At 71.0% G+C, this 4,747-nt stretch carries 5 protein-coding genes; all 5 read right to left on the bottom strand.

What is annotated here, in order from left to right:
* On the bottom strand, positions 1-584 hold a 584-nt coding region (locus ACFQ36_RS20850; RefSeq protein ID WP_377017157.1), incomplete at its 3' end, for an NAD(P)/FAD-dependent oxidoreductase.
* A gap of 120 nt (positions 585-704) precedes the next feature.
* Positions 705-1,874 carry a hypothetical protein gene (locus ACFQ36_RS20855; protein ID WP_377017159.1) on the bottom strand — a complete coding sequence of 390 codons (1,170 nt, stop codon included), beginning with the start codon at positions 1,872-1,874 and terminating at the stop codon, positions 705-707.
* On the bottom strand, positions 1,874-3,079 hold the full coding sequence (locus tag ACFQ36_RS20860) for a glycine C-acetyltransferase (protein ID WP_377017161.1): 1,206 nt from the start codon (positions 3,077-3,079) through the stop codon (positions 1,874-1,876). Before ACFQ36_RS20860 ends, ACFQ36_RS20855 begins: the two co-directional genes overlap by 1 nt.
* A 21-nt stretch (positions 3,080-3,100) precedes the next feature.
* Positions 3,101-4,147, bottom strand: coding sequence for an L-threonine 3-dehydrogenase (tdh, locus tag ACFQ36_RS20865; protein ID WP_377017163.1), 1,047 nt, complete (start codon positions 4,145-4,147; stop codon positions 3,101-3,103).
* Between the two features lie 118 nt (positions 4,148-4,265).
* Positions 4,266-4,747 (bottom strand): phosphotransferase (locus ACFQ36_RS20870; protein WP_377017165.1); only part of this gene is annotated, 482 nt, incomplete at its 5' end.

Here is a 4,747-nt window from a genome sequence, read left to right on the forward strand (position 1 = left end):
GCCCCGGCGGCGTTGACCACGGTGGCCGCCTCGATGCTGTGCTCCCCCGCCTCGACCCGCCAGCCGGCGCCGCCGGCTGCAGCGGACCGGACCGGCGCCCCGGTGAGGACCAGGGCCCCTGCGGCCTCCGCCGTCGCGCGGTGGTACTCGATCATGGCGTCCGCGTTGGAACCGAAGGAGTGCCGGTCCAGGCCGGCTGCGGCGAAGGTGCCGGGACGCAGTTCGGGGCTGAGCCGCTGCACCTGCGCCGGGCTGAGGAACTCCATCTCCCCGGTGGCGTTGGCCTTCACCTGCTCCTCGCTGCCGACCAGCAGGAAGCTGCGCGGGGCCAGGAACACCGTCCCGGTCCGCTCCTGGACGCTGTGCAGCAGTTCCAGGGTCCGCCTGGTCAGCTCGCGGACCGCCGGCGGTCCGTAGCTGGGAATCAACTGCCGGGCGGAGCGGGAGGAAGTGTGGTAGGCCAGCGTCGCTTCGGCCTCGGCAAGCACCACCGTCAGGCCGGGTGCGCTGCCGGAGAGCGCCGAGGCCAGAGAGAGGCCGGCAATACCGCCGCCAATGATCAGGACATTGCAGGTGAGGCTCACAGTGCCATCCTGCCACGGCCTGCGTCCGGGCGGCGGAGCCGACACTGCGGGAGCGCCCAGGGTGGGGCGCGAGGGCCCCGCCGTGGCGGCGCAGCCGACACTGCGGGAGCGCCCCAACCTTTACTTGATCCGCAAATGGCTGACGCTGGCCCAAGCCGGATCAAGCTCGGTGCCGAAACCGACTCGTCCGTACTTCCACTCCACAGCGGCGGCCTCCAGATCCCAGGCGGCCGGACTGGTGGAGTCCACGTAGAAGTGCAGCGCCCGCCGGCCGCCGCTCGTTTCCGTCGCGACCAGGCGTCCCTCGCCGAGCAGCTGCCCGCACAGACGGCCCTCCATCGCCTGCAACGCCGCCAGTGCCCCGGCATCCGGCAGTCCGGGGCCGTCCGACAGCCCCGCGCCGTCCGCCAGCCCGGAATCCTGCGGCGCCCCGGGATCCTGTGCCGGCAGTCCGGCCGGATCCGGCAGCCCGGCGTCCTGCAGCAGCGCCGCATCCGTGCCGGCGGCCAGGTGCACCTGGTACGGCAGGCTGACGACGACGTGGAGGTCGTAGTCGGGCCAGAACGCGGGTACCAGCGGCACCTGGACACGAGCCGCGACCGGCAGCCCGTCCGCGGCCGTGCCGTGCAGGTCGTGCCAGCGGGGCTGTCCGCCGACGTCGAAGGCCGCCGCGCGCAGCTGTGCCACCACGACGCGCAGCATGGCCAGCGGCACGCCGTTGGGCAGCTCGTGCAGCACCGGCTCGACAACCCCGATCCAGGCGCTGACATCCCGCTGGCCGATGGCATGGTCAAGCATGATCAGGACCGGGTCCATCCGTTCATTCGGAGGCAGATCCTTCAGGTGTGGGTGGTAGACGGCGATGTCCGCCGAGTACCGGTGAAGCATCAGGCCCACCCGGAAGGCCGCGCCGTCGAATTCCTGGCCGCCGATGCCCAGGGTCAGGTCCTCGAAGACGTCGGACGGCTGGCGCACATCGGCGTATTCCCACTGCGGCGACGGCGCCGGGGCCGCCTTGAGCACCCGGCGGGCCACCGGGGCGTAGTCCCTGCTTCCGGGAAAGATGACCAGCTGGTGTTCGGAGACCGTGCCCGGCCCCAGCTCCCAGGCCAGGCCCGGGCTGATCCGGGACACGTGTCGGCTAAGCTGCCCGGCATAGTCGGTGCCGCCGGCATCCCGGCCCCGTGCCACCAGCCGGATGCCTTCCTGCAGCCACCAGGCCCAGAAGTCGCGGATGGCTGCCGGTTCGGCGTCCTGCCGCGGCCTTCTCCGCCAGCCGAACGATGCCATCAGGACCCGCGGTCCCGCACCGCCGCACGGGCGGCGGCGAAGGCAGCCACGCACGCTTCGACGTCGTCGGCGGTGTGGGCCGCGGAGAGCTGGACACGGATCCGGGCCGCGTCTTGGGGCACCACCGGGTAACTGAAGGCCGTGACGTAGACCCCCTGCTCCAGCATCGCCTCCGCCATCCGGCCGGCCAGCACGGCATCGCCGAACATCACCGGCACAATCGGGTGCTCGCCGGGCAGCAGGTCGAAGCCCTCCGCCGCCATCCGGCGGCGGAAGAGCGCCGCGTTCTCCTGCAGCTTCGCGCGCAGCTCGGCCGTACCCTGGACCAGGTCCAGGGCCTGCAGGGTCGCTGCGGCAATGGCAGGCGCCAGCGAGTTGGAAAAGAGGTAGGGCCGGGCCTTCTGCCGCAGCATGGCCACGATCTCCCGGCGGCCGGACACATAGCCGCCGGAGCCGCCGCCGAGGGCCTTGCCGAAGGTACCGGTATAGATGTCCACCCGGTCGGACACCCCCGCATGCTCGGGGCTCCCGGCCCCGGAGGGCCCGATGACGCCGACGGCATGGGAGTCGTCCACCATCACCAGCGCGTCGTGGCGGTTCGCGAGCGCGCAGATCTCGCGCAGCGGGGCCAGGTAGCCGTCCATCGAGAACACGCCGTCGGTCACGACGACCTTCCGCCTTGCCCCGGAGGCTTCCTGCAGCCGGGCCTCGAGCTCGGCCATGTCCCGGTTGGCATAGCGGTAGCGCCGGGCCTTGGAGAGCCTGATGCCGTCGATGATCGAGGCGTGGTTCAGCGCGTCAGAGATGACCGCATCCTCGGGGCCGAAAAGGGCTTCGAAGACGCCGCCGTTCGCGTCGAAGCAGGAGGAGAACAGGATGGTGTCCTCGGTGCCGAGGAAGCCCGAGACGCGCTGTTCCAGCGTCAGGTGCAGGTCCTGGGTGCCGCAGATGAAGCGCACGCTGGCCATGCCGAAGCCGCGCTCGTCCATGGCCTGCTTGGCGGCGGCGATGATCCGCGGGTCGTCGGCCAGACCGAGGTAGTTGTTGGCGCAGAAGTTCAGCACCGGGCGCGGCGGGGAGTCCGGACTGCCGGCGAGGATGCGGCCGGACTGCGGCGAGGCGATCCGGCGCTCGGCCTTGAACAGGCCGGCGGCACGGATTCCGTCCAGCTCTTCCTGCAGCTGCCGTTTCATCGTTGAATACATGGCAACCTCCTCCCGGCGGCGTCAGATGTGGGTCCAGTCAAGCACTACCTTGCCGCCAAGGCCACCGCGGGCAATCCCGAAGCCGCGTTCCCACTCCGCGGCCGGCAGCACATCGGTGATCACGCCGGAAATCGCCGCATGCAGCACCGGACTGGAGGAGAGCATGGCGCTCATGGCATACCAGGTCTCGAACATCTCCCGCCCGTAGATGCCCTTGAGCGTGAGCATGTGGGTCACCACCTTGGACCAGTCGACGGTGATCGGTTCGGAGGGCAGCCCCAGCAGGGCAATGCGCCCGCCGTGGGTCATATTGTCGATCATTTCGCGCAGCGCGGTGGCGCGTCCGGACATTTCCAGTCCGACGTCGAAGCCTTCGGCCATGCGCAGCTGGTGCTGTGCCTGGGCCAGCCTGTCCCGGCTCACATCCACGGCCAGGTCGGCCCCCATCTTCACCGCCAGCTCCAACCGCGCCCGGGACACGTCCGTGATGGCGATCTTGCGGGCCCCGGCGTGGCGCGCGACGGCGACGGCCATCAGTCCGATCGGGCCGGCCCCCGTGATCAGCACATCCTCCCCGACCAGCGGAAAGCTCAGCGCGGTATGGACCGCGTTCCCGAACGGATCGAAGATGGCGCCGAGCTCCGGAGTGATACCCGGGTCGCGGTGCACCCAGACGTTGGTCTCGGGCAGGACCACGTACTCGGCGAAGGCCCCGTCCCGCTGCACCCCCACGCTCACGGTGCGGATGCACATCTGCCGGCGGCCGGCACGGCAGTTGCGGCAGGTCCCGCAGACAATGTGCCCCTCGCCGGAGACCCGGTCCCCCGGCCGGACGTCCCGGACGTCGGCGCCCACCTGGACCACCTCGCCGTAGAACTCGTGGCCCGGAACCAGCGGGGTGGTGATGGCGCCCTGCGCCCAGGCGTCCCAGGACTGGATGTGCAGGTCGGTGCCGCAGATGCCGGTGGTGCAGACCCTGATCTTCACGTCCGCGTGGCCGGGTTCCGGCTCGGGGCGGTCCACCAGCTCGAAACCGGGGTGCGGCCCGGACTTCAACAGCGCCTTCACGCAGCCCATCCTTTACTCTCGTCCCCGCCCGCTACCACCACGTGGCCTGCATCACGTTCCAACTCTACGGTCTTCGGCGGCGATGACCAGACCGTGGCGGCCGCCACCGGGGGGACTGTCAGGGTGTGCCGTCCAGCACCTGGACCAAGGTTTCTTCGCCGATCCGGCGCAGCAGGGGACTGTCGTCCGAGTGGGCCAGCAGTGCCGTGGCGATGTTCAGCGCCCAGCCGCGTCCGCGCTGCCAGGTGGCCGCGTCGATGTGCCGGCGCGCTTCAAGCGACGCCTTGAAGATCCGCCGGCCCGCGTCGTCGAACACCAGCCAGGCAGCTGCCAGGTCGGTGGCCGGATCCCCCGCGGTCAGGTCGCCGAAATCGACCACCGCCGCGAGCCGGCCGCTGTGGGTAATGAGGTTGGCCGGATGCAGGTCCCCGTGCAGCCACAGCGCCGGTCCGTCCCAGGCCGGCACGGTGCTCAGCTGACGCCACAGCACCGCCGCACGGGGCACCAGGGCCCCGCTCAGCGCGGCCAGCCGTTGCCTGACTGCCTCGTCCCTGCTCCGCAGCGGAACGCCGCGGACCGGGTTGGCGGGCGCGGCCGCCG

It is taken from the genome of Arthrobacter sp. GCM10027362, from assembly GCF_042679445.1.
In the GTDB taxonomy this organism is placed as follows: domain Bacteria; phylum Actinomycetota; class Actinomycetes; order Actinomycetales; family Micrococcaceae; genus Crystallibacter.

Coding starts and splice junctions, on each gene's coding strand:
- ACFQ36_RS20855 (WP_377017159.1), bottom strand. CDS start 1,874: ATGGCATCGTTCGGCTGGCGGAGAAGGCCGCGGCAGGACGCCGAACCG.
- ACFQ36_RS20860 (WP_377017161.1), bottom strand. CDS start 3,079: ATGTATTCAACGATGAAACGGCAGCTGCAGGAAGAGCTGGACGGAATC.